26 protein-coding genes are annotated in these 25265 nt (G+C 36.0%); 23 read left to right on the top strand and 3 right to left on the bottom strand.

All coding sequences use genetic code 11. From position 1 onward, the window contains the following. The first annotated feature begins 1 nt into the window (after nucleotide 1). From FN960_RS03280 to FN960_RS03260, 5 genes are all read left to right on the top strand, one after another. Entirely contained in the window at nucleotides 2–235 is a 234-nt protein-coding gene (locus FN960_RS03280) for a hypothetical protein (RefSeq protein WP_143846933.1), read from the top strand. Nucleotide 236: 1 nt separating this feature from the next. Next, nucleotides 237–875, top strand: a complete 639-nt coding sequence (locus tag FN960_RS03275) for an RraA family protein (RefSeq protein WP_143846932.1) — start codon at nucleotides 237–239, stop codon at nucleotides 873–875. A 99-nt stretch (nucleotides 876–974) separates the two neighbouring features. Further along, nucleotides 975–1835, top strand: a complete 861-nt coding sequence (locus tag FN960_RS03270) for a MurR/RpiR family transcriptional regulator (protein WP_143846931.1) — start codon at nucleotides 975–977, stop codon at nucleotides 1833–1835. A gap of 27 nt (nucleotides 1836–1862) precedes the next feature. After that, nucleotides 1863–2729 (top strand): NAD(P)-dependent oxidoreductase, encoded by an 867-nt coding sequence (locus FN960_RS03265; RefSeq protein WP_143846930.1) that lies wholly within the window; start codon nucleotides 1863–1865, stop codon nucleotides 2727–2729. Between the two features lie 48 nt (nucleotides 2730–2777). After that, complete coding sequence (locus FN960_RS03260; protein WP_185970889.1) at nucleotides 2778–3842, top strand: Ldh family oxidoreductase; 1065 nt, start codon at nucleotides 2778–2780, stop codon at nucleotides 3840–3842. A gap of 35 nt (nucleotides 3843–3877) precedes the next feature. On the opposite strand, the gene FN960_RS03255 is transcribed toward FN960_RS03260, so the two are convergent. Further along, entirely contained in the window at nucleotides 3878–4642 is a 765-nt protein-coding gene (locus FN960_RS03255; RefSeq protein WP_185970888.1) for an alpha/beta hydrolase, read from the bottom strand. A 123-nt stretch (nucleotides 4643–4765) separates the two neighbouring features. Between FN960_RS03255 and fabZ the strand changes: the two genes are divergently transcribed. The 3 genes from fabZ to FN960_RS03240 all read left to right on the top strand — a co-directional run bounded on the left by fabZ (nucleotide 4766) and on the right by FN960_RS03240 (nucleotide 6479). Continuing rightward, nucleotides 4766–5197, top strand: coding sequence for a 3-hydroxyacyl-ACP dehydratase FabZ (gene fabZ, locus FN960_RS03250; RefSeq protein ID WP_143846927.1), 432 nt, complete (start codon nucleotides 4766–4768; stop codon nucleotides 5195–5197). Nucleotides 5198–5360: 163 nt separating this feature from the next. Then, on the top strand, nucleotides 5361–5633 hold the full coding sequence (locus FN960_RS03245) for a hypothetical protein (protein WP_143846926.1): 273 nt from the start codon (nucleotides 5361–5363) through the stop codon (nucleotides 5631–5633). A 156-nt stretch (nucleotides 5634–5789) separates the two neighbouring features. Continuing rightward, complete coding sequence (locus FN960_RS03240; protein ID WP_185970887.1) at nucleotides 5790–6479, top strand: winged helix-turn-helix domain-containing protein; 690 nt, start codon at nucleotides 5790–5792, stop codon at nucleotides 6477–6479. Nucleotides 6480–6562: 83 nt separating this feature from the next. Here the strand turns inward: FN960_RS03240 and FN960_RS03235 are convergent, their stop codons facing one another. Continuing rightward, entirely contained in the window at nucleotides 6563–7081 is a 519-nt protein-coding gene (locus tag FN960_RS03235) for a sigma-70 family RNA polymerase sigma factor (protein WP_185970886.1), read from the bottom strand. Nucleotides 7082–7300: 219 nt separating this feature from the next. Here FN960_RS03235 and FN960_RS03230 point away from each other — a divergent pair, with 219 nt between their 5' ends. From FN960_RS03230 to FN960_RS03220, 3 genes are all read left to right on the top strand, one after another. Continuing rightward, nucleotides 7301–7798, top strand: a complete 498-nt coding sequence (locus FN960_RS03230; protein ID WP_143846923.1) for a competence protein ComK — start codon at nucleotides 7301–7303, stop codon at nucleotides 7796–7798. Nucleotides 7799–8244: 446 nt separating this feature from the next. Next, nucleotides 8245–9201 carry an agmatinase family protein gene (locus FN960_RS03225; protein WP_143846922.1) on the top strand — a complete coding sequence of 319 codons (957 nt, stop codon included), beginning with the start codon at nucleotides 8245–8247 and terminating at the stop codon, nucleotides 9199–9201. A 237-nt stretch (nucleotides 9202–9438) separates the two neighbouring features. Next, complete coding sequence (locus tag FN960_RS03220) at nucleotides 9439–10746, top strand: C40 family peptidase (RefSeq protein ID WP_260681901.1); 1308 nt, start codon at nucleotides 9439–9441, stop codon at nucleotides 10744–10746. 279 nt (nucleotides 10747–11025) lie between these two features. Here the strand turns inward: FN960_RS03220 and FN960_RS03215 are convergent, their stop codons facing one another. Further along, nucleotides 11026–11928 (bottom strand): LCP family glycopolymer transferase, encoded by a 903-nt coding sequence (locus tag FN960_RS03215; protein ID WP_143846921.1) that lies wholly within the window; start codon nucleotides 11926–11928, stop codon nucleotides 11026–11028. 186 nt (nucleotides 11929–12114) lie between these two features. Between FN960_RS03215 and FN960_RS03210 the strand changes: the two genes are divergently transcribed. The 12 genes from FN960_RS03210 (at nucleotide 12115) to FN960_RS03155 (ending at nucleotide 25176) form a co-directional block, all read left to right on the top strand. Then, on the top strand, nucleotides 12115–12816 hold the full coding sequence (locus tag FN960_RS03210; protein ID WP_143846920.1) for a YveK family protein: 702 nt from the start codon (nucleotides 12115–12117) through the stop codon (nucleotides 12814–12816). A 69-nt stretch (nucleotides 12817–12885) separates the two neighbouring features. Then, the gene (locus FN960_RS03205) at nucleotides 12886–13551 is read left to right on the top strand and encodes a CpsD/CapB family tyrosine-protein kinase (protein WP_260681900.1); all 666 of its coding nucleotides are present in this window, start codon (nucleotides 12886–12888) and stop codon (nucleotides 13549–13551) included. 33 nt (nucleotides 13552–13584) lie between these two features. Further along, nucleotides 13585–14358: a tyrosine-protein phosphatase gene (locus tag FN960_RS03200; protein WP_143846919.1), complete on the top strand. Its 774-nt coding sequence runs from the start codon at nucleotides 13585–13587 to the stop codon at nucleotides 14356–14358. 372 nt (nucleotides 14359–14730) lie between these two features. Further along, nucleotides 14731–16551 carry a polysaccharide biosynthesis protein gene (locus FN960_RS03195; RefSeq protein ID WP_143846918.1) on the top strand — a complete coding sequence of 607 codons (1821 nt, stop codon included), beginning with the start codon at nucleotides 14731–14733 and terminating at the stop codon, nucleotides 16549–16551. Between the two features lie 38 nt (nucleotides 16552–16589). Continuing rightward, complete coding sequence (locus FN960_RS03190) at nucleotides 16590–17213, top strand: sugar transferase (RefSeq protein ID WP_143846917.1); 624 nt, start codon at nucleotides 16590–16592, stop codon at nucleotides 17211–17213. Then, nucleotides 17210–18073, top strand: a complete 864-nt coding sequence (locus tag FN960_RS03185) for an NAD-dependent epimerase/dehydratase family protein (RefSeq protein WP_143846916.1) — start codon at nucleotides 17210–17212, stop codon at nucleotides 18071–18073. Before FN960_RS03190 ends, FN960_RS03185 begins: the two co-directional genes overlap by 4 nt. Continuing rightward, on the top strand, nucleotides 18070–19161 hold the full coding sequence (locus FN960_RS03180; RefSeq protein WP_143846915.1) for a glycosyltransferase family 4 protein: 1092 nt from the start codon (nucleotides 18070–18072) through the stop codon (nucleotides 19159–19161). Before FN960_RS03185 ends, FN960_RS03180 begins: the two co-directional genes overlap by 4 nt. A gap of 38 nt (nucleotides 19162–19199) precedes the next feature. Next, a complete protein-coding gene (locus FN960_RS03175) occupies nucleotides 19200–20213 on the top strand; it encodes a hypothetical protein (protein WP_143846914.1) in 1014 nt (337 codons plus the stop codon). A gap of 5 nt (nucleotides 20214–20218) precedes the next feature. Continuing rightward, a complete protein-coding gene (locus FN960_RS03170; RefSeq protein ID WP_143846913.1) occupies nucleotides 20219–21337 on the top strand; it encodes a glycosyltransferase in 1119 nt (372 codons plus the stop codon). A gap of 76 nt (nucleotides 21338–21413) precedes the next feature. Next, complete coding sequence (locus FN960_RS03165; RefSeq protein WP_143846912.1) at nucleotides 21414–22484, top strand: glycosyltransferase family 4 protein; 1071 nt, start codon at nucleotides 21414–21416, stop codon at nucleotides 22482–22484. A 47-nt stretch (nucleotides 22485–22531) separates the two neighbouring features. After that, complete coding sequence (locus FN960_RS03160; protein ID WP_185970884.1) at nucleotides 22532–24037, top strand: lipopolysaccharide biosynthesis protein; 1506 nt, start codon at nucleotides 22532–22534, stop codon at nucleotides 24035–24037. Nucleotides 24038–24141: 104 nt separating this feature from the next. Continuing rightward, a complete protein-coding gene (locus tag FN960_RS03155) occupies nucleotides 24142–25176 on the top strand; it encodes an EpsG family protein (protein ID WP_143846910.1) in 1035 nt (344 codons plus the stop codon). The last annotated feature ends 89 nt before the right edge of the window (nucleotides 25177–25265 follow it).

The raw sequence follows: 25265 nt of genomic DNA, 5'->3' as shown, positions 1-25265 counted from the left end.
TATGAGAAAGATCATTTTAACTATTTTTATACTTTCTGTGTTCTTATTTACTGTACTTGGCTCAGTATTAGTGTTTGGTCAAATGATTGGACTTTTTGCTTTACAAGGCAGCTGGGTAGTGGGACTAGATGAAAACTTAGCTAACACCGTTTATTTTATGACGTCCATTGCAGCGTTTTCAGGATATTTACTATCATACTTCAAAAAACCGAAAGTAAAGGAAGTGGAGAATTAACATGACAAATATAGAGATACATCATGCTCCAGAGGTGTTACCAAAGGATTGGGTGGAGAGAGCCAAAAAACTAAGCACAACACTCATAAGTGATGGCATGGATACGCCAGTTGAAATGAATCATCTAATTAAACCTTGTAATATAGACAGTGTATTAGTAGGAGCGGCAGTTACTATTGACGTCGAGAATGGTGACAATCTGGCCGTTCACCATGCCATTTATAACTCTCAACCTGGACATGTATTGGTTGTTGATGCGAATGGCTACGAGCAAAGGGCAATCATCGGGGAATTAATGGTGGCAGCAGCGTCTGCACTTCAATTAAGCGGCTTCGTGATAGATGGATTAATAAGGGACTACCATACCTTATCAAAAGCCTCACTTCCTGTGTTTAGTCGAGGGGCGATTTCAGGGGGACCAACAAAAAATGGTCCTGGTGTCTTAAACCAACCCATTACTTGTGGGGGCTTAGATGTTAAGCCCGGAGATTTCGTGATGGGTGATGCAGACGGCGTCATTGTTTTATCCAGAGACAAAGTGGAGGAAGCACTGGCAAAGGCTGAAGAGAAAGCAGCTTACGAAGACAACCGTTTAGAGCAAATAGCAGCAGGAAACATCCGACCCAAGTGGTTGAAATAAAAAAACAATAAATCTCCCTATAGAAGGATAATAGACACTCTAAGCGAAGTTAGATATGCTTTTTAAGAGAGCGTTTATTATCCTTTAGGAGTTGGCAGAATGAAAAACCCTTTAGAAACTTTAAAAGAGAAGGTAGGGTCTTTACCGAGATCTCAAAAATTAGTCGTTGATTATATTATTGATCATTATTCTGAGGTCGGATTTATGACAGTAGAACAATTATCTAAAAAAGTAGGAACAAGCACAACAACGATTATGAGGCTTATGTCTAATGTTGGTTATTCAGGTTACTCAGAATTTCAAAAGAATTTACAATCACATATACGAGAAGAAACAGCACCGCAAACGCGGTTTGAAAATAACCTGAAACACCTTTCGAAAAATGAAAGCTGGTTACGTCATTATGATTTGCAAATTGATCAAATTCAGAAAGCTAATCAATTAAATGAAGCAAGCCTTGATGACGCGGTCAAAATGATTAGCTCATCTTCAACGATTTATTGTACAAGTGTCAGAAGTGGGTTGCCTGTAGCCCAATATCTTACTCACAATTTAAATCGTATGCTAGGTAATACAAAACTGACCATTGCGGATTCAAGTGATTGGGTTGACGATGTCATTGCATTTACTGAGAACGATCTACTGATTGTTGTAAGCTTTGCTAGATATGGGGAACGTCTAATGTACTATGCGGAGCAAGCAAAGAGAAGAGGAACAAAAGTTATTGCGATCACAGATAAATTTTCATCGCCTGTAGTTTCATTTGCAGACATTGTATTGGCTTGTCCAGCAGATAGCATAGCCTCACATAATTCCATTGTTTCTTCTATTTTTATCGTAGATTATCTTATTGGATCATTATCTTTAGAGAAAACCGATATGATCTCTCAACGTTTGAAGGAAGTGGATGGCATTTTGACTCAGATGAATTACCATGTTCAAAAGAAAAATGTAGATTGAAATTAATAGAAATGAAAGGTGATAAAAATGAAAGTAGGCTTTTTAGGATATGGAGAAGCGGCTTATGAACTATCCAATGGATTAAAAGAAGAGGGACTCACTGAGATCAAGGCGTATGATGTGATGATGCGTCACGAGAAAATGGGCGCACAAATCAAAAGTCGAGCGGAGAGTGCTAACGTTCAACTTGTCGCAAGTCTTTCAGAGCTGATTCAAGATATTCAGATCCTTTTTGTTGCCGTACCAGCAAGTAAGGCACTGGAAGTGAGTCTAAATGTAAGAGAAGAATTGAAAGATCAATCCTTCTTGTACGTAGACGTATCCGCCTCAAACCCCTCAATTAAACAAGAAATTGAAAAGGCACTAACAGAGAGACATATTAAATTTGTAGATGCTGCGATGCTTGGTCCTTTACCAGTGTATAAGCATAAAGTTCCTATCTCAGCGAGCGGAACTGGAACACAGGAGCTTATTGACCAAATGAGTCCTTATCACATGAACATCACTGTGGTGGGAAATAAGGCTGGGGATGCATCCGCGATAAAATTAATTAGAAGCATATTTATGAAAGGCATTGTGGGTCTGTATCTGGAGACATTACAGGCTTCAGAATCCTATAACGTCTCTTCTGAAGTGCTAAGCTCATTAGAAGAGACAATGGACAGCCATCAATTTATGGATACGTTAAATCGACTGGTGACAGGTAGTGCCGTCCATGCTGAAAGAAGATCGTATGAACTTCAAAGCTCTATTGATATGTTAGACGAAGTAGGACTTAATTCAGATTTAACCAAGGCTGCTAAAGAAAAGTTGGTAGAGCTTGCGAAAGTGTCTACTAATCAATCTAATAAGCCATCTGACTGGAAAGAGGTATTAAGCTACTATTCTAAATAAATGGTATCTAAGTCAATAAATAAGGCAACAAATAGGGAGCTGACATTTATGACAAGTATACTAAGTAAAGATGCGTTGGAAGTCTTTATAAGAGACATCTTTAAGGGAGCAGGGCTAAACGAAGAAGATGCAAATATCATATCAAAACACCTTGTCCTAGCGAACTCAAGAGGAGTAGAGTCTCATGGGGTTAGTAGGGTGGATATATACACCAAAAGGCTAGACATAGGGATCACAAAAGGATCATCAGAACTACAAGTCATAAAGGAAACACCAGGAAGTCTTTTAATAGATGGCGATGGAAAAATAGGTGTAGTCACAGCAACAAAAGCAATGAGACGAGCCGTGGAAAAAGCAAAGAAAAATGGATTAGCCGTAGTCGCTATTAAAAACTCTACCCATTCCGGCATGCTGGCCGATTATTCAATGTATGCAGCGAAAAACGATTGTATTTCATTAAATATGACGAATGCTACGGCAAGTATGGCACCTTGGGGAGGGAAAACGGGATACTTCGGAACAAATCCAATGTCTTATGGTCTCCCAGCAGGGAAAGAGAATGATATCATTTTTGATATGGCAACAAGTGTAGTAGCACGAGGCAAGATTGCGTTAGCAAAGAAAAACAATCAAAATATTCCTATAGGATGGGCTATATCTAAAGAAGGCAAACCAACAAGTGATCCACATGAAGCATATGAAGGGCTTGTTTTACCAGTGGGTGGACCAAAGGGGTACGGTTTAGCTCTACTAGTGGATTCTTTATCAGGTCTATTTTCAGGCGCAGCTTACGGACCTCATGTAGCTAGCCTGTATAGGGATTTAGATAAAAATCAGAATGTCGGAAATTTCTTTCTGGTTATGAGAGCAGATCTATTTGAAGATCTAGACGCTTATAAACAAAGAACCGATCAGATGATTAACGAAATAAAGAACCTTCCGCTTGCTGAAGGCTACGATAGGATCTACTTACCGGGAGAAATAGAGCACAATCATATGGTTAAAGCCCAAAAAGAAGGCATTCATCTCTCAGATGCGGTGTTAAATGATTTGATACATGCAGCCAAAAAATATGATATTGATCACACAAGTTATCATATGATCGTGAATTGAAGAAAAAAGAAGAGTAGAGCAGCTATATTGCTGCTCTACTCTTTAGTTTCCACAACCCTCTTCATAAAATCCTCAATACAATAATCCCAATAATCCCATGTGTGCGGGGCTGGTGATTCTTCGTAGTGGGTGAGGTAATTCAGTTGTTTTAGATGGTCTCTAAAAGCAATGTTCATATCATAAAGAAAATCCTCTGTGCCACAATATTGATATAGCTCTGGCAATGTGCGTGCGTTCTCCTTATGCTCGGTGGCAAGATGGAAGAGGTCTCCTCCGAATGTGGTGAAGTCAGGGTTCTCTCCGAAGTTGGCATACATAATCTGTTTACGCTGATCATTCTGGCCCTCTGGTGCATAGAGGCCAGCTGCATCTAGTGCTCCGGAGAAGCTGGCAGCGGCCACAAAGCGTTCTGGCTGGTTAAGAGCTAGCTTAAAGGCGCCATAGCCTCCCATAGATAAACCGGCAACATAGGTAGAAGCAGGATTAGGCTTAATGCCGAAGAAGGTTTCTACGGCTTTGGGAAGCTCTTCAGACACATAGGTCCAGTAGGCTTTTCCGTATTTCATATTAGAATAAAAGCTCGTATCAACATTAGGCATAATAACAGTGAACCCATATGTATCCGCATATCGTTCAACAGCAGAACGGCGTGTCCAGGTTGTTTCATTGTCTGTCATGCCGTGTAGTAAATACATGACGCGTCGTTCTTTTTGTTGAAAGTGCTCTGGCTGAATGACATGAATTCCGGTTTGAAGACCTCCAAGTGCCTCAGAAGTAAATTGTCCCTGAAAAATCGCCAATGTAATCGCTTCCTTTCGTGTTATTTCTTTTATATTACACTAAAAGCAGTCAGGAGGCATCAGCAGATTCCAGAGGCAATTATGGTATAATGCCAGGTATGATACCTTGAGAGGATGTTGACAATGTTTACGATTGAACAGATTAAAGAAATTATTCCCCACCGCTACCCATTTCTATTGATTGATAAGGTTGTAGAGGTTGAAGAGGGTAAACGAGCAGTCGCAATCAAAAATGTAACCGCAAATGAAGAATTTTTTAATGGGCACTTTCCCGACTATCCGGTAATGCCTGGAGTTTTGATTCTTGAAGCTCTAGCACAGACTGGCGCCGTATCAATTTTAACGAAGGAAGAAAATAAAGGAAAAATTGGTTTGTTTGGCGGAATCGAGAAGTGTCGTTTCAAAAGACAAGTCAAGCCAGGGGATCAGCTGCGTCTTGAGGTGGAAATCATTCGCTTAAAAGGGCCAGTCGCTAAAGCTCACGGTGTCGCCACTGTGGATGGGGAAGTAGCGGTAGAAGCGGATATGACCTTTGCCTTACAGCAAAATAGCTAATTCTTCCTTTGAACATAGACCATCCACATCTATCGTTTGGCCTGAAATGTATGAAAGACCGTGTGAGATTGTATAAGTACAGCTAATACGATAGACGCTTGTCCGCTCCCGTTGGTAAGATGATGGTTGTATCACGATTATCAAGTCTGCGGGAGGTACCAGCATGTTTAAACCATCAAGATTAATTACTTCACTCCTTTCTGCAGTTGTATTCATGACCGCTTGCAGTGACGGTGAGCAGTCACCAAATTCATCAAGCACAAATCGGGAAAGTATAACGGATCCGGCCACGAAGGATGGCGAACCTCAGAACATGGAGGAAGAAGGAGACGTAGATCCTGATTTACAAATAGAAGAATCAGACGAGCAGATCATGGGTGATGAGGACGACGGTATGCAGAATGGATCTGTGGAACAGGAAGAAGACACAGAGTAGTACTATAGATGGATATAAAAGGAAGACCCCAATTCAGTATCGGGGTCTTTTTCCTATATGAGAAGATGAATAATATCATACAAAAGTCCTTTTTGCTTGAAAATATGCAGAATGCAAGTATACTTATAGAAATACACAAATAGCATGGAGGAGCCTATGGGTAGAGCTAGGATACTAATCATTGATAATCGGACATTACTGTTTGAACAGATCCGTTTAAAAGCAGAAGAGGATGGCTTACACGTTGTCTATCACAAGCCTGGCATCAATACCAATGAGGTAGTTGAACAACAAAGCCCTCAACTAGTCATTATTGGAAGTGAGCTTATGTCCACCTGCCAAGTGGAACTATGTAAAAAAATTAGATTGAAGCTATTAATCCCTATTATTGTTATTGAAACAATCGGTACCATAATGATCGATTCCTTTGAAGCGGGAGCCAATGATTTTTTGAAACAACCCTTGGACTACACGGAGTTATTTATTCGAATGAAATTACATCTAGGAAAATTTAGAAGAGAAGTAGAAGCAAGCCCATACAGTATCCATTACACCAATCTTTCCATTTACTTAATTACCCAGACGGTCCAGTTAAAAGGGGTAGACGTTGAACTATCCGCACAGGAATTTAAACTACTAACTTATCTAGCCTCTCAGCCCAAGCGAATTTCCAACTCAAAACAACTGTACGAACAAATATGGGGACCGGGAAGTTATCAGGATACCCGCACCGTATTAGTTCATATCAGTAACATACGAAGAAAACTAGCCACAGACTGCGATCTTCCCCCCTACATCCAAACCATCCGTGGCGTCGGATACAAATTCCATGAGTATTATTTGTAATTTACTAAATAATTTGAATAAATCAATTGCATATCAGTTATCTTATTAGTATAATTTTAATTGAAATGACAATAGTGTATTTGTCATTCCATTTTTCGTGGATCACCAATGGCTTGGCCCGCCTGACGTAATTTACGACGCGCTGTCTTGCTCCAGCTGGAAACCGTATGTAGAGACACCCCTTGTTCTTCTGCAACAGCTTTACGGCTTTTGCCTAGAATAAGAATCTGTTCCACATAGAGCCATTCACGCGCAGACAAATTTTGTAGAAAGGGTGTGAAGGAAAAATCGGCTGTAAGATCCATCATCTCTGCTGTCTCGTGTTCTAGCAGATGCTCTGTAGATTCACTCGTTAAGAGATAACGCTCACTATGCACTAGCTCTTTGCGCAAAGACGAAATCAACTCACCACGAACTCGTAGCTTAGCATAGGCCGCAAACTCACCCTTTTCAGGCTCGAATCTACGAAAGGCATCCCAAAGAGCGATGACGCCTACCTGATAATATTCGTCGTAATTCTGCGTAAGACGCAGCTTTTTAATCTGTCCTTTAATGAGAGGCGTGTATTGCTGTAAAACTTCATCGAATATCAAAGTCATCATATGCACCATTCTGAAAGCGCGCTTTCTAAGTATTCCGCGGTAAGGATAGAGTACGAAAGTTTGCTTACATACGCACATCAAGAAATGAAGCAAAACACGTAGTAGATAACCTGTTTTGACCGTTTTTGAGTAGCGTAAACTTACTAAACAAGCGATAACTTCCCTAGAATCGCTAAAAAGCGGCATATTTCCAACAAAAATTGTAGGAGGCGACTTTGAATGAAATATGAAAATAATGACAGAGAGATACGCTATGTACCAGATTATGATATCAATGAAAAGACATTACTTATTCTCCCTCACAAGGATATTGAATACGAGTCTAAAGTGTTCGAACCAAATATAGAGTATTACGTAAAACGAAAACCACTTGAACTGCTAGAACAATCATGTCTGGACAATGGATCTAATCTTCAAGGCCGAATTGACTTCGTACGCTCTCGACTAGGACAGCGAAATAAAGTACCTGTTCTTATCAAAGAAAATCAACCCGTTGTGGCCAGTCCTACTCATTCGCCTAAAAATCCAGAATGTCAGTGGATATTCACTACCCATATTTCAGATAGTAAACAGTATAAGAACTCCGGAAAGAACGGTACTCTAGTCACCTTCAAAGACCGCAGCATGATCTTTCTGAACATACCGAAAAGTCAATTCAGCATCATGGTCAACAGAGCACACATGTGCCATGGACTTATGAGGTATTTCTTAAAATAGATATAAAGTAAGCAACCGGCAGGCACTAGGTCCTGCCGGTTTGTTTCCTGTTTAGGTGCGGAGATGGGGAGGGAGGTTCTTGGTAAATGCGTTGAATTGGAGCGATAGGCAAGTGAATGGAGCGATAGAGAGGCAAAGTGAAACGATGGAACCTGAAGTGAAACGATAGAGAGGCAAAGTGAAACGATGGAACTTAAAGTGAAACGATAGAGAGGCAAAGTGAAACGATGGAACCTGAGGTGAAACGATAGAGGGGCAAAGTGAAACGATGGAACCTAAAGTGAAACGATAGAGGGGCAAAGTGAAACAAAGGAACCTAAAAGTGAAACGATGGAGAAAGAAAGTCGCCCAATAGAATCACCAAGCCACTCCCAATCCCTCCCATGTTTACCTCCTACCGCATCAGGGTAATGTTCCTCGATAATCTTATAGAGAGGACTGATAACATGTCCGAGATGTTATATGGTAATACGCCGCCATTTTTATGCGGCATTAACGGTACGACAGATTCAATCGACGAGGCTGATGTGCTCGTTTACGGTGTGCCCTGGGAAGGCGCGGTGACGTGGGGGGATTTCACGGGCTGTGAAATGGGTCCAAAGGTGATGCGTCTCTGCTCGGGCCGCTATTCTGGCTATCTACCCGAGCTTGAGCACATCGATGTTTTTGAGCATCTAACCCTTGCTGATATGGGGGACGTAGATGTGGTCCCTGCAGATGTCGAGGAGACGATGGACCGGATAGAATCGTTTGCAGCTGACATCTGGAAGACAAGCAAGTTCCCGATTGCCCTGGGCGGGGATCATGGCATTACCTACCCGATCGTACGCGGCTTAACCAAAGCCCATCCTAATAAAAAAATAGGCATTCTCCACCTGGATACTCACTATGACAACATGCCTCACCAAGACGGGGAACGTTTTGCCCGCTCAACTCCTTTTGCAAGATTGTATGAGCTTGACGGAGTTGTAAATGAAAGCCTCATCCACACAGGCATTCACGGCCCGCGTAATAAACCAGCTACCGGTCGCTATGCAAGAGACGCTGGTGCGAAAACCATCACAAGTAATCAAATTAGAGAAGCGGACGACCTGCGAACATTTGCTGGAGAGTTATATGAAATGGCCAGCGCCAATGTCGATGTTGTTTATCTCTCCATTTGTAGTGACGTGCTTGATGTGGCGTTTAACCCGGGTGGTCCTACCGATGTCAACGGACTCACTAGTTATGAACTACTAACTCTTGTATATGAGTTTACCTCCCGGGGCATTGTCGGCATGGATTTTGTGGAAGTGTACCCACAACAGGATCCGAACAACGTCTCCTCTCACTTTGCTTCAACATTAACCCTTTATGCCTTAGCCGGTCATATAAAAAGTAAATCTAGCAACACCCCCAGCTAAATCTTTAGCAGGGGGTTCTTTAGTCCTATGCGCTATATCAGTATGCAAATGTAATATTACAGTTTCGTTACAATGATAGATTAGAAGGCAAAAATCGTGTAGAATTTAAGGACATATTCGAATTTTATCCCTTATTTTGACAGAGAAGTGAGAGATAATGGACAGGTCTTCTGTAATAGATGACACATACAGCCGAAATAAATAATAACTAAGATAAATCATAAGGAGGTTCTATTTTTGAACCATACAGCTAGAATGAAGAAGGCCGTGTTAACATCAACCGTTGCTACTGGACTCGCATTGGCAATTCCTACTGTCGCAGACGCTGCACTTGGAGATCAAACACTTCGTCAAGGTATGAATCACTCCGATGTCACTCAGCTTCAGGATCAATTGAAATCTAAAGGGTTCTTTACATATGAGCAGTCTACTGGATACTTTGGTACGATCACAACTCAAGCCGTTCGTGACTTCCAAAAAGCCAACAATCTTAAAGTAGATGGAATCGCTGGACCACAAACAATTGGAGCACTTAAAGGTAACTCTTCAAACAGTAACAACAACAGCAATAATAATTCATCTTCAAATAATACAAGCAATGCATCATCTAATACGTCTTCATCTAATGTTTCCTACTCTGGAATCCTGCGTGTAGGAAGCCGAGGAAACCAAGTGACTCAGCTTCAATCACAGCTTCGTTCTGCTGGTTTCTTTAACCAGAACCCAACAGGCTATTATGGAAATGACACACGCGAAGCCGTACGTTCATTCCAACGTAGCAAGAACCTAACTGCTGATGGAATCGCTGGACCAAAAACATTCGGAGCACTTAACAATACTGGCGCCAAAGCACCAGCTCCAACCAATCAAACAAACAAAAACACAAACCAAGCAAGCCCAGCTCCATCAAGCTCAACCGTTCTACGTGTAGGAAGCCGAGGTGCCGCAGTAACTGATCTTCAAAACCAACTTAAATCAGTGGGCGTATTCAATCAGAACGCTACTGGCTACTATGGAAACGACACAAGAGACGCCGTACGTAAGTTCCAAAGCGCCAACGGCCTAACAGCAGACGGAATTGCTGGACCAAAAACGTTCGCTAAGCTAGGACAAGGCTCTACCTACAACCCAGGCACTAACGTAAAAAATGAAACAGCCAACAACAACTCTGGTAGCTCTAACTCTGGCGCAACCGTCACAAACCTCATTGCCGAAGCATCAAAACACATCGGCGTATCATACAGATGGGGCGGCGCAACACCAGCAGGATTTGACTGCAGCGGATTTATCCAATATGTCTTCAAACAACAAGGCATCAATGTACCAAGAACAGCAGCTTCCCAATACAGTGCTGGCCAAAGCGTATCTTCTCTACAAGTGGGAGATGTGGTCTTTTTCGAAACCTACAAATCAGGTCCGTCTCACAACGGAATCTACATCGGAAATAACCAGTTCATCCACTCAGGCACAAGCACAGGCGTAACCATTACTAGCATGGACAACAGCTACTGGAAGCCTCGCTACCTCGGCGCAAAACGATTTTAATTAAACGTTTATTTAACCCTCTCTAGTTGGTGCTGGAGAGGGGTTTTTGGGTTTGGGGAGAGGGAGTTGATCTTGATAAAGGAGAGGATCTTCTTGGCAAAACCTTAATCCTTCTTGGAGACGGCCCATGCTTCTTACTAAACCTCCCAATCTTCTTAGCAAAAGCCGGACCCTTACTTAGATCCAATCCCACCAACCCCCTTAGAAACAGTGCTCCTTGCCCTCACCACACCACAAAAAAACCCCCTCCGCCACCCAGGCGAAGAGGATCCCACTCTATCAATCTAACTCTAAATGCTCTCTCAATTCACTGCTCAAACTAGCAACCGTCTCATCGCTTAACAATACATACGATGCACCGTCAATAGTTTGCGTAGTATAATCAAACTCCAACTGATCTACAGTTCCTAATGCACTACGATAGTTGTTCTGAAGTGTCCACATCTGGTCCAAAGACATATCCGTTCTTACCGAACCACCAACTACATTCAAAATGTCGTTTGCTTTTGTAATAGAACTAAACTGTGCCGCTTCATTCATAACGGCTTCAAGAATTTCGCGCTGGCGAGCTGCGCGTCCAAGGTCGCCACGTGGATCTTCGTATCGCATACGAGAGTAAGCCAATGCTTCATCTCCACTTAAAAACTGCTGACCTTCTGGAAATGTGTATCCGCTAGACTCAAAAGCAAAATCATTATTAACCGTTACTCCGCCTAATGCATCAATTAACTCTTTAAAGCCTTCCATATTGATCGTTACATAGTGATCAATACTTACATCAAATAAATTCTCAACAGAATCCATCGCCATCGCAGCACCACCATAAGCATGTGCATGGTTAATCTTCTCAATCGTTCCACGTCCAATAATTTCAGTCCGTGTATCACGAGGAATACTTAGCATTTTAACTGAACGCTCCCCGGGATTTACGGTAACAAGAATCATAGTATCTGATCTGCCTGCTAGATCATCCCCTCTAGCATCAATACCAGCAATCAAAAACGATACAGGCTCAGCATTATCAATATCTACTTCTCTAGAAGGAAGCTCTCTATCGCCAATTGGCTCATGTATGGCAGAAGCCGTATCTCGTATAGAATCATAAACATAATAAGCAAACCCAGCACCAGCTAAAAACAAGACACCAACAATTATGATCGCAATTTTAAATCCTTTTCTCATATAATCAAAACGCCTCTCTCTTGATGTTGTATAGGTCTTAAGACCTCTAAGGCACTATTACTTTCATAAGTATAGAGAATATTTAACAGATTAACAAGAAAAAATTAGTCGATATTCCTTATGCAACTATGATATAATCCTGTTTAGCTATGAAAAGATATATAATGTAGGAGGTTTCTATACCGGATGGAAGAAACAATTAGTCTAAAAGACATATTTCAAACTCTCAAAAGACACTTTAAGCTGCTTATATTAATACCAATTGTGGCAATGGCAATAGCAGCGTTAGTGAGCTTTTTTTTACTAACGCCAATGTATCAGACAAGCACTCAGTTATTAATTAATCAAACAAACCAAAATCCAGATCAAATGTATAGTCAAAATGATATTCGCACTAACATTGAATTAATCAATACGTACAATACGATTATAAAAAGCCCGAGAATATTAGAACCGGTTATTGCCGAATCAGGAGTAGATTTAACTGTATCGAATCTACAAGACATTATCTCGGTTGAAAGCGCTGATCAATCCCAAGTATTAGATATTACTGTGCAAGATCGTTCGCCTGAAGAAGCGGTATTAATTGCAAATACAGTCGCTCAAGTCTTTGAAAATGAAATTCCTAGTATCATGAATGTGGATAACGTAAATATTTTGTCCGTAGCCTCTGTAGGTGAGAATCCTTCTCCAGTGAGCCCAAATCCAATTCTTAATATGTTAATTGCTGCCGTGGTAGGATTAATGATCGCTGTTGGTCTCGCATTCTTATTAGAATATTTAGATACTACAATTAAAACAGAGAAAGATATAGAAGACGCTTTAGGAATGCCTGTGTTAGGTGCAGTCTCCAACATGGATAGTTTAACAAACGAAAGCAACAAATAACACTCAAAAGAAAGTAGGTGTATGATGATGATGCAAACAAGATCGAGAAAGAAACCAAAAAGCGGAAGAATGAATAAGACTCAACGTCAACTAGTAGCAGACTTACATAAACATTCACCCATTTCGGAACAATATCGAACAATCCGTACAAATATTGAATACTCATCAGTGGACAAAGATTTACGTAGTTTTGTTGTTACCTCTGCGGGGCCAAGTGAAGGGAAGTCAACAACAGTAGCTAATCTTGCTATTGTTATGGCACAGAATGGACAAAAGGTACTAGTTGTTGATGCAGATATGCGTCGCCCAACTGTCCATTACACCTTTGCAATCCCTAATACTAGAGGCTTAACAAATGTATTATCAAAACAGACTTCTTTGGAAGAGGCTTCCCAGCAGACGACAATTGAGAACCTATTTATTTTAACATGTGGACCAATTCCGCCAAATCCGGCAGAACTCATTAATTCACAGATGATGGAGATTGTTCTTAGGGAGGCTCTTGAACAATTTGATGTAGTCTTTTTCGATGCACCTCCAGTTATGGCCGTAACGGACGCTCAATTACTAGCTAATAAAGCGGACGGAACAATTATCGTGACATCAAGCGGCAAAACAGATCGTGAAGAACTAATCAAAACAAAAGAGCTTCTAACTAAAACAAATGCTAATTTACTTGGTGTTATTTTAAACAACAAACCAGTTGATGAGAAAAACTATTATTATTACTCATAATAGAAGGTTTAATTAGAGAAGGGGATTTACTTTATGATAGATTGTCATTGCCATATCCTACCTAATCTAGATGACGGAGCAGCTTCACTTGCTCACAGTATAGAAATGGCAAAAGTAGCTGTTTCAGAGGGAATCTCAACTATTATTGCTACGCCACATCATGCTAATCCTTATTTTGATACAACAGCTGAACAAATGCTTACAGGAGTTGAAGAGGTAAATAGAGCCTTAGTAGCTGAATCTATTCCTTTAACCATTTTACCTGGACAGGAAATTAGACTTTATGGTGAATTATGCGAGCAATTAGCGCTTGGAAAGTCGCTACCGTTAACAGGAGAAGGACGTTATGTCTTAGTTGAGTTCCCGAGTAACTCAGTTCCAGCTTACAGTGAACGTTTGTTCTACGAATTAGCTGTACAAGGCTATATTCCAATTATTGCTCACCCTGAGCGTAATAAAGCACTAATAGAAAAGCCGAGTAAATTATTTGAGCTTGTTCGTAATGGGGCACTGACGCAAATAACAACATCAAGTGTAACAGGTCATTTTGGTAAGAATATTAAAGAATTCACGAATCAACTAATAGAAGCAAATCTTGCGCACATTCTTGCGTCCGATGCACATAATCTTGAAGCGCGTACTTTCAGGATGAGACAAGCAACGGAAATCATTGAAAAAGAGTATGGAAGTGGTACGTTATATCAATTTAGAGAAAATGCTGAAAGAATTGTCACTAATGAAGTTATGTCAATATTTCCTCCAGAGCCAATTAAAAAGAAAAAAAAGAGATTTAAAATCTTCGGATAAATAGTGCGATCCTTTGAAAAGAGGGTTTGTGCTATTTTTTTGTCAATAAATCTCGCAGATAGAAAATTAATAGATCTATATCGACAATTATTAATGTAAAGTTAATAGATATTAAAAAAATGTTAAGATACTATCGATATTTGTTAAGAAATGTAGTAAGATTAAATCATATTATGGGATAAATTAGTTTCTCAAGTTTATGGAGATGAATTGCTTTAATGATGAGAATCTAAGAATCTATTTTTAATGAGAGAGAAGAGCTAGAAAAGCGCTTAAGTAATTTACAGAGCGATTCTCTAGCTCTTTTTAAGTGACATGTAAAAAATATTTACGATTATAAAATTAAGGAAGTTTTTGAGGAGAGATGTTTATATGGGCATGAAGCAAAGACTGCTAATGCTGATTTCTGTTGATTCAGCAATTGTTTTATTTTCAATTTTTATTTGTAATTTTATTTTGTCTGCAGGTCATTCTCCATTAACTGAAGTACTCATTGTGAGTTCAATTGTATTACTACTAGTTCATCATCTGTGTGCATATCGATTTAGGTTATACAAGAGAGCATGGGAGTATGCAAGTGTGACTGAATTAAAATCGATTGTGTACGCTGTGACGATATCTATAATAGCTACAGCTTTAGTACAAATAGCAGTATTTCAAGTGTTTTATGTTAGAACATTAATTATGACTTGGATGATGCATGTCATCTTAATTGGTGGTTCAAGAATGTCATGGAGACTATATAAGGATACATACATGACCAATAAAAAAGCCGGAAAAAGAACGTTGATTATAGGAGCCGGTTCTGCTGGTGCTATGATTGCGCGACAATTAAAACAAGATCAGGATACAACATTAATGCCAATAGGGTTTATTGATGATAATTTTACTAAGCATGGATTAGAGATTATGAATATACCCATATTAGGTGGAACGAAAAGTATTAAAGAAATGGTATCATTACATAAGGTTGAGCATATTGTCATTGCGATTCCTTCACTTATAAAAACAGATTTAAATCGAATTGTGAAGCTTTGCACGGATACAAAAGTCAAGACGCAGATTCTTCCACGTCTGGAGGATCTTGTTCTTGGATCCGTGGAAGTAAGTCAATTTAAGGATGTCGAAGTAGAAGATTTATTAGGTCGCGAGCCCGTAGAATTAGATGTTGATGGTATTGCGGAATATATTACTGGTGAAACGATATTAGTAACTGGCGCGGGCGGATCAATAGGATCTGAAATATGTAGACAGGTTGCCAGATTCTCACCCAAGCAACTAATTCTATTAGGCCACGGTGAGAATAGTATCTATTCCATTGAAATGGAATTGCGAAGAACATTACCTGACTTAAGTATAGATACCGAGATTGCAGATATACAGGATAAAGAAAAAATGCATCTCGTTATGAGGAAACATCAGCCTCACGTTATCTTTCATGCAGCTGCGCATAAGCATGTGCCTTTAATGGAGCGTAACCCAGAGGAAGCCGTCAAGAACAATGTCATGGGAACACGTAATGTTGCAGAAGCAGCAGATGCAGCTGGAGTGAACACTTTTGTCATGATATCAAGTGATAAAGCCGTTAATCCTACCAGTGTGATGGGGTCAACAAAACGAATTGCCGAAATGGTGGTTCAGCATATGGATATGGTTAGTAACACACGTTTTGTAGCAGTTCGATTTGGTAATGTACTTGGTAGTCGTGGTAGTGTCATTCCATTATTTAAAGATCAAATAATAAATGGTGGTCCAGTAACAGTCACTCATCCAGATATGGTACGTTACTTTATGACAATACCAGAAGCTTCAAGACTAGTCCTTCAAGCTGGCTCTTTAGCAGAGGGGGGAGAAGTTTTTGTTTTGGACATGGGCGAACCAGTAAAAATTGCTGAATTAGCCAAAAATCTTATCCGCCTATCTGGATACAACGAGGAAGAAATCCCGGTTGTTTTCACAGGGATGAGACCTGGCGAAAAAATGTTCGAGGAGTTATTAGGCGAGGATGAAGTTCATAGTGAACAAGTATATCCAATGATCTATAGAGGTAAAACACCTGAAGTCGATATTAATGTAACCTATAACTTAATTGAAAGATTTCAAGGAAATAGTCAAGAGGATTTAAGACAAGGATTACTTGATATTGCTAATTTTAAAGTTAGAACATCAAGGGCTCTAAATGCTGTTAAATAGCTCTCCTATTTAAAAAAGTAAAAGAAGGAGTATTGTCTATGTATTTAAAAGTGAAAAGGTGTTTTGATTTAATCATTTCATTAGTAGGACTGGTCATGATATCACCTATCCTACTAGTGTTAGTTTTAGCAATTAAGCTTGAGTCTCCGGGACCTGTTTTCTTTAAACAAAAAAGAGTTGCAATAAATAAAACTTATTTTAGCATTTTAAAGTTTAGAACCATGCGTGTGGATACACCTAAAGACACCCCAACACACTTATTAAAGAATCCAGATCAATATATTACAAAAGTAGGGAAGTTTCTTAGGAAAACATCACTTGATGAGCTACCTCAAATATTTAATATTATAGCAGGACAAATGAGTATTATAGGTCCAAGACCAGCTCTATGGAATCAGTTTGATTTAATTGAAGAAAGAGATAAATATCACGCAAATGATATACGTCCAGGCTTGACTGGCTGGGCCCAAATCAATGGACGAGATGAATTACCCATTGACATTAAAGCAAAGTTGGATGGAGAGTACATTAAAAAGATAGGTGTTTTAATGGATATTAAATGCTTCTTTGGTACTTTTGTCAGTGTGGCGAAAAGTGATGGCGTGGTTGAAGGCTATAAAGAAGTAAAGGAAGAAGACAAAAAGGAGTATGTATCAAAATGAAAAACGTTCTAATTACTGGTGAGCACAGTTATGTTGGGAATTCCTTTGCCGAATGGGTGAAGAATGATTCTGAGATAAACATTGAGAAAGTCAGTTTGCGCGATGGGAAATGGCGCGAAAAGGATTTTTCAAAAGCTGATGTGGTATTGCATGTTGCGGGTATTGCTCATGTCTCTACAGATCCCAAACAAGAACAACTTTATTATGAAGTAAATAGAGATTTAACAATTGAAATTGCAATAAAAGCAAAACGAGCAGGAATTAAACAATTTATTTTTATGAGCAGTATTATTGTATATGGGGACAATATTAATGGTGGTGTGATAACAGAAGATACTATTCCAGATCCAGCAAATTTTTATGGTAAGAGTAAATTGGAAGCGGAAAAAGGGATTGTACCATTGCAAAGTGACCAATATGACGTTGTGATAGTACGACCACCAATGATTTATGGTAAAAATTCAAAAGGTAATTATCCAAAGTTAGCAAAGTTAGCAAAAAAATCCCCCTTTTTTCCAGACATAGATAACAAAAGAAGTATGCTGCATATTGATAACTTGTCAGAATTTATTAAGCTCCTAATTTATAATCAGGAAAAAGGTTATTTTTTTCCGCAGAATAAGGAGTATGTGAAGACTAGCGAAATGGTTAAAATGATAGCAAGTGTGCATGGTAAGAATATAAGACTTGTAAATGGCTTCAACCCCTTTATAAAACCACTGGTATCTAAAATTAATATACTAAATAAAGTTTTTGGAAATCTATACTATAAAGAAAATATAACTGCTTTAGGTAATTATCAGGTAAACGATTTAGAAAAATCGATTGCGGAAACTGAAAGTAGGAATAAGAATATATGAAAAAAAGAGTACTTTTTTTAGTTAATCATGATGTAGTAATCTATAATTTCAGAAAAGAAATAGTGGAAAAATTGATAGCTGAAGGATTCGAAGTCATAATTTCTTCTCCGGGGGGTGAAAGAATAGAAGATTTAAAGGCTATGGGTTGTGAATATGAAGAAATTATATTTGACAGACATGGAACGAATGTATTTAACGAATTAAAACTAATCAAGTATTATAAACAACTTATTAAACGTGTAAAAGCAGATGTAGTGCTGACTTTTACTATAAAACCAAATATTTATGGTGGGATTGCATGTAAAACTCTCGGGATACCATATATAGCCAATATAACCGGTCTTGGAACAGCTGTAGAAAACGGTGGTTTGATGCAAAAAATTACAACTGCATTATATAAAAATGCTTTCAAAAAAATCAATACAGTTTTCTTTCAGAATCAAGAAAATATGGATTTCTTCAAAAGAAGAAATATCGCTGTTAGTAAACATAAACTATTACCTGGTTCAGGTGTGAATTTGGAGCAATTTAACCTTCTAGATTATCCAAGTGATGATAAAATTGAATTTGTATTTATTTCGAGAATAATGAAACAAAAAGGAATAGAGCAATACTTAGAAGCTGCTGAATTTATAAAAGGTAAATATCCTAATACACGATTTCATATCTGTGGTTTTTGTGAAGAAGCATATGAAGATAAGTTGTATAAATATCATAATGAAGGCATTATTCACTACCATGGTATGATAAGGAATATTAATAATATCCTTGAAAGAACACATTGTACCATTCATCCAACATATTATCCGGAAGGTTTATCTAATGTACTGCTTGAAAGTGCCGCAGTAGGTAGGCCAATAATTACAACTGATAGAAGTGGTTGCCGAGAGGTTGTAGATGATGGAATAAATGGTTATATTGTCAAAGCGAATAATAGTGAGGATTTAATATTAAAAATTGAAGGCTTCTTAAAATTAGAGTTTTTAGTAAAAAAGCAAATGGGACTAGCCGGAAGAAAAAAAGTTGAAAAGAGTTTTGACAGAAATACTGTTATTAAAGCATATATGGAAGAAATAAATAAATGTTAAATTATCTTAAAACTAGTAATAAGGAGGAACATTTTCTTATGAATATTCTTGAAAACGCAAGACTTATAAAAAAAGAGCATTTCAATACTCCAACTGAAATAAGTCAAGAAAAAATTGAAAGATTAATTTGTGAAAAGATAAATAGTATAGAATTATGGATAGAAAATAGGAATTCAAAAATTTATAAGGTTAAGACTGATAGTTTAAAGAATTTAATCATAAAACAGAATAAAACAATGAACTTAAATAGTTTCAAAAGTGAATATGAATCACTTATTAATTTAGCATTAATTAAATCAAATAATTTATCAGTACCAAAGGCATACGGTTTCATTTCTGAAGACAATTTATATATGATGGACTTAGTAAATGGAGAATCAATTGCCTCTTTAGTAGATAAAAAAAAAACGGCTGAACTTTTAGAAGCATGTAGATTAGCGGGCAAAGTTATTTCAGAAATTCATTCATCATGGAATTGTAAGATTGAATATAAAAATAGTATAGAAGAAGTATTCGAAGATTTGAAAAAAATCCCTAAAGAATTAACTAGTAAAGAGAGAAAAATATTAGATAGATCTTTTCTGCTAATTCACAATAAAGGTTGCCCTATAGGAAAAGTATATAAAGATTTTGATCCCTTAAATTTATATTTTTTTCAAGGGGAAATATCTTTAATAGATCCACCAGAATCAGCAATGCAGAATACACTGTTTTGGGATCTCGCTACTTTTAATATTGGCTTGCGCAAAGCGTTTATAAAAAAAGGGTTATTTTTTAATAGGACAAGTGTAGAGGAATGTGAAAATATTTTCTTATTGGAATATAAAAAAAACCTAAACTTTGCTGACTTAAATGAGAAAGAATTTAATGTATTTCTATCTATTTTGGAATTACAGCGAATAGGCGAATTAATGATTTTTCAAGAAAAACATAAAATAAAGAATAAATTCTTATCTAAGAGCTCAGTTTATAATATATTTGCTTTTAAGATGCTACATTATGAAAGGCGAAGAGTAATAAGAAAACTTGAAAAAATAATATCAGTTAAATAAAAGGAATGATATTTATTAAAATATTACATGTTATAAATAGACTGAGTCCTGGTGGAGCTCAGAGATTACTTATAGATACAGTTCGTCTAATGAATCAAAAAAATAATATTGAGACAGATATTCTACTTCTTTCGGATGAAAAAAATATATTCAAAGATGAGATTATTAAAACTGGAATTAATGTTAAAAGTATTAAATTACAGAGTGTCTACAATCCGTTAAATAGTTTGTACATTAGAAATTTTATTAAAGAGGGGGATTATGATCTAGTGCATGTACACTTATTTCCGAGTAATTATTGGGTGTCGCTAGCATCAAAATCTCTTTTAAAAAGTAAAACTAAATTTTTAACTACTGAACATAGCACTCATAACAAGAGAAGAGATAAACTTTACTTAAGACATTTAGAAAAATTTATTTATAGAAGCTACAGTAAAGTTATATCAATATCGGACCATACTCAAAAAAATCTAATAAGTTGGTTAAAGCCTAAAAGAGAAGATTATAATAAATTCGCAGTCGTACATAATGGTGTGGATGTAAAGAAATTCAAAGTAGCTAAACCCTATTATAAAAGAGAAATAATTAATCATTTTACTGAAGAAACAAAATTGTTATGTATGGTTGGTAGCTTCTCACCCCAAAAAGATCAGGAAACTTTAATAAAAGCTATGATTCAATTACCCAGAGAAGTTCATTTATTATTAATAGGGGATGGAAAGAAGAAAGTAGAGCAAGAACAGCTAGCTAAGAATTTAAAAGTTGATGAAAGGGTGCATTTTTTAGGTGTTAGAAATGATGTTGATAGAGTTTTTAAGACTGTTGATATAATTTTAGTTTCATCGAATTGGGAAGGTTTTGGTTTAGTTGCAGCTGAAGGAATGGCTGCTGGGAAACCAGTTATTGCAAGTGATGTTCCTGGACTAAATGAAGTTGTACAAGATGCGGGTTTGTTTTTTAATAAAGGAGATACCCAGGAGTTAACTTATAATATTAATAATTTGTTAAATAACCATAAGCTATACCATGATGTACTAGAAAGATGCTCGCAAAAAGCAGAAATGTTTAGTATAGAATTATTAGTAGAAAAGTACCTTAAAGAGTACAAAAGTATCATATCATAGTACTTTATCATTATGTAAGTATTATTCTAAACTTAAAAAATGAACATTTTTAATTTATTTTCATGGAGATGAATATATGAAAAAAAAACATATTTGTTTTGTTACTAAATTTTATGGAGTTCCTAAAAATGGACCGAGTACATTTGCTAATAATTTTGTAAAGGAATTGGTGAATTCTAAAGAATATACTATAACAGTAATTTCTGGTGAAGATGTTGAATCGAAGTTCGGAGAAAATGTATTAGCTTATAAATCTAGTAAGCACATAGCAGATGGATTAAAAATAAGAAAGTTAATAAAAGAGTTAAGTAAAACAACCACTATTGATTTTATCTACTTTAATTGTTTTAGAAATGCGATTTTTTCATATGATCTAAATATACCTTTTTATTTAAATATTAACGATCACCATTCATTTATTAAAAGAAAATCTTTCATATGGAAATTATTAAGCTCTCCCGTATTTAAAAACTCAACTAAAAGCTTTGTTAATTCTAAATTTACATATAATAATATAAGTGTAAGTGATAGAGTAAGAAAAGAGAAATTTTTAGTTACAGGAAAAGCGATTAATCTAGAGGAATTCCAATTTAATTATAATCAAATACAGAAATCTGTTAATATACTTTATGTTGGTAGCGAATTCCAGAGAAAAGGTTTGGACATTGCATTGCATTCTATTAAAATATTTAAGGAGAAGACTTCATTTGATATTAGATTTGACGTTGTAGGAGAGAGTGTCAATCAATTATCAGTCTATAAAAAAATAGTTGAAGACTTTGATATAACTGAAAACGTAAACTTTCTTGGAAGGAAGAGCAAGGAAGAGATAATGAAGCTTCATGAAGATGCACACTTTTTTATATTACCTTCTCGAGAAGAAGCTTTTGGAGTAAGCTTGTTGGAAGCATTAGCTTCTGGAACAACTGTGGTAGCTTCTAATACTGGTGGCATACCTTCAATTATAACAGATGGACTAAACGGTTTATTAGTAGAAGTAGGAGATTATAAAGAATTAGCATCAAAATTAATTTACTTGACTAATAATGATACTACAAGAGAAAATATTACAAATGAAGGACTTAAAAGGTCTAAAGAGTATGACTTTAAAAATTTATACAAAGAAATTACTAGCTTCTTACCATAACAGCTGGTTGTATATAGGATTTTAAATAAATTGGTGGAGATTATAACTTGAATGAAAAAGACTTATTAAACAAAACTATTAATGGATTTTTATGGGTTTTTTTTGGGAATGGGATAAAGACCGTTTCAAAATTAGTATTTTTAATTATTATGGCTAGGCTTTTGTTTCCCGAAGATTTTGGTTTAGTTGCATCTTTAGGTATTATAATTAGTCTAATGGAAGTCATAAATAGGGCAGGTATTGCTCCATCTTTAATTAATATCAAAGAATTAAACAAGAATCATATTAGTACTGGATTTTCTTTATCGTTAATATTGGGCGTATTATTATATATATTTGTATACAGTTTGGCTCCAATATTTCAAAATTTTTTAAATGCAAATGAAGAATTTATATTAGCAATTAGAGTAATGGGTGTATTGTTTATTATAAATGGTATTTCAAGAGTATCAGACGGGATGTTACAAAGAAATCTAAACTTTAAAAGAATAAATCTTATACAAATTATATCTATGGTAATAGGTTATACTTTAGTGGGATTAATTTTAGGTTTTTTAGGATTTGGATACTGGGCTTTAATTATTGCGGAAATGACCAAAAAAACATTAAATACCATTCTCTTGTTTATAAGTTATAAGCATTCATTAAGTGTAAAAATTAAAAGAAAAGAGTTTAAAGAAATACTGAGTTATGGTGGGGGATTTACATTAGGAACACTAATTGATTATCTTGCTAATAGAGGAGACGAAATTATTATTGCTAGGGTGTTAGGAACCATTTCTTTAGGATACTATACAAGAGCATTTCAGTTAATGTCAGTGCCTGTTGAGATATTAAATCAAATTTTTGAAAAAGTACTCTTTCCCGTTATGTCCAAAATTAAAGATAATCCTAAAAAATTAGCTGATATATATCTGAAAAATATTTCATTTATATTTTTAATTTCCTTACCATTTAGTTTATATTTATTTTTGCTTTCTTCAGAGATTATAAGAGCTGTATTAGGGCCAAATTGGGAAGAAGCAATTGGGGTTTTAAAAGTATTAGCGATTGGAATGGTTTTTCGTTCTGGATATAAGGTAAGTGAATCTTTGGCAAATGCTAGTGGAGCAGTATATAAAAAAGCAGGTAGACAAGCCATATTCGTTACATTTATTTTTATTTTTGGTTGGATTGGACATTATTGGGGATTGGTGGGTATATCATCAGGGATACTACTTGCTTTTATATTAAACTTTCTAATAATGCAGTATTTAACTATTACTTTGGTTCCATTAAGCTTTAGTGATATCTTAAAATCTATACTCCCCTCAATTATTTTAACTTTTGTTTCTGGTGTCCCTTTATATATATTAACTATTACTTTAAGAAATATTGATTTGAACTTTATATTAATTGTATTAATTACCTTTACTTTATATATAATATTAATTTTATCTCTAATAAAAATTAAACCGATATTATTTTTAGGTTACGATGGTGCTAAACTGTTAAAATCAATATTAATAAGGTTTAAATTAGAGAAGTATTATTATATAAATATTTCAAAATAAACTTTTTCAATTAAAATTTAGGTTTAATTTTAAATACTATAAAAAATTTTTAATTCAGTTAGTTTATTGAATAATTTAATCTCATTAGATAAAAGGTTGATGATATGCTATTTTATTGGTTTAATTTATTTTTTATTATTTTGTTAAGTATAATTAGTATTACTGGAAAACAAAAAGTTTATAAAATTATTCATTGGATTATGTTTGTTCAGCTTTATCTAATAATAGCATTACGTGATTTTAGTGTAGGTTCAGATACATATAACTATATATGGTGGTTTGAAAGAGCTAAAGAATTTGCTTTTTGGGATTTTCAGTATAGTAGGCATGAACCAGGGTATTTATTTATAAATAAGATTTTTAGTTTTATCCAAGAACCCCAGCTCTTTGTAGCCATTATTGGAATCATACCTCTGTTTATAATATTTAAATTTATTGCTAATGAGTCCAAAATGGCATGGTTAAGCGTTTATCTTTTTATAACTTTGGGTTTTTACTCAGATTTGTTCAATCTGTTTAGGCAAATGCTCGCATTGTCTTGTATATTGGTTAGTTATAAATATTTGAATCAGAATAAATCAATTAAATTTGTAATAACCATTCTAATTGCATCCTTATTTCATATCTCTGCACTAGGTTTTATAATAGTATACTTTGTAAAAAAATATAAACCTTCATTTAAAATGCTTTACTTATATTTTATTGCAGGCTTAGGTTTATTTATTTTAGGTAAACCAATTATAAATTTTATGATAAGTAATTTTGCCACTCGGTCAAATATTGAAGTGTCATCACAGGGTGGTTTTTCACTACTTGGTGTTTTAATTATTACTTTAGTATTCGGATTAATTTTCAAGAAAAACGACTTGGAATTTAACGCTAAATCAAATATTCTTTTCAACATCTTATCGGTAGCAATTATGGTACAAATTTTAGCCTTAAACTTTTCTTTATTCACTAGGGTTACTTCTTATTTCATGTTTTTTATGATTATATTTATTCCAGAAATTCTAAACTCTATTAAAGATAAATCATTAAAAGTATTTAGTGTAATTATGGTAATTCTATTTGCTGCGTTATACTATTATTTATCTTTGTTAAGAGACAGCAGTGGTATAGTACCATATATCTTTAATTAAATTCTTAAATTGTTTTCTTATATAATAATTTAAAAAGGTTTTCCAATAAAAATCAGAAAATTTCCCTAGTAAAAATAAATTAAGTAAAG

Origin of the sequence: Alkalicoccobacillus porphyridii (genome assembly GCF_007293315.1) — a bacterium.
In the GTDB taxonomy this organism is placed as follows: domain Bacteria; phylum Bacillota; class Bacilli; order Bacillales; family Bacillaceae_D; genus Alkalicoccobacillus; species Alkalicoccobacillus porphyridii.
Note: the sequence above shows the minus strand (reverse complement) of the source record. Positions and strands in the feature narration are given on the sequence as shown.